1 protein-coding gene is annotated in these 443 nt (G+C 70.9%); it reads right to left on the bottom strand.

Annotated features, from left to right (window positions below):
- Nucleotides 1-29: 29 nt before the first annotated feature.
- Nucleotides 30-443 (bottom strand): IS66 family transposase (locus AC08ON_RS12710; RefSeq protein ID WP_476617042.1); only part of this gene is annotated, 414 nt, incomplete at its 5' end.

The following is a 443-nucleotide window of genomic DNA, read 5'->3' as shown; positions in this document are numbered from 1 at the left end:
GGTATTCACCAGCTCGTGGTGACTTTGAGTTAAGCCGCGGCGAGGGTGGTGGCCTGGTCGGTGGGCAGCCAGGGGCGGCCCTTGGTGAGGCGGCGGAGGGCGTCGAGCATGCCGATCCCGTGTTTGCGGGTCGTGGACAGGTAGCTGCGCAGGGCGCAGAACTGTCTGGTGCCGGTCAGGGAACGCAGGCAGCCGGAGATCTTCTGCCGGACCTTGACCATCCTGATGTCGCGCTCGCTGCCGTTGTTATCGGGTGGCACGGCCAGGTCGGTGAGGAAACGCAGGTAGTCGGCCTCACGGTCGGCGAGGCGGCGGGCGAGGGCGTTCTCGGCGCGCATCTGCCTGGTCGTGCGGGGCGCGGTCTGGCTGATCCCGACCTGGACGGCGTGACGCAGCCGGCGCAGCGGGGCGGCGGAGCCGTCGGGGTCGACCGCGGCGGCGCC

This window comes from Frankia sp. CoWAU3 (assembly GCF_977971855.1).
Note: the sequence above shows the minus strand (reverse complement) of the source record. Positions and strands in the feature narration are given on the sequence as shown.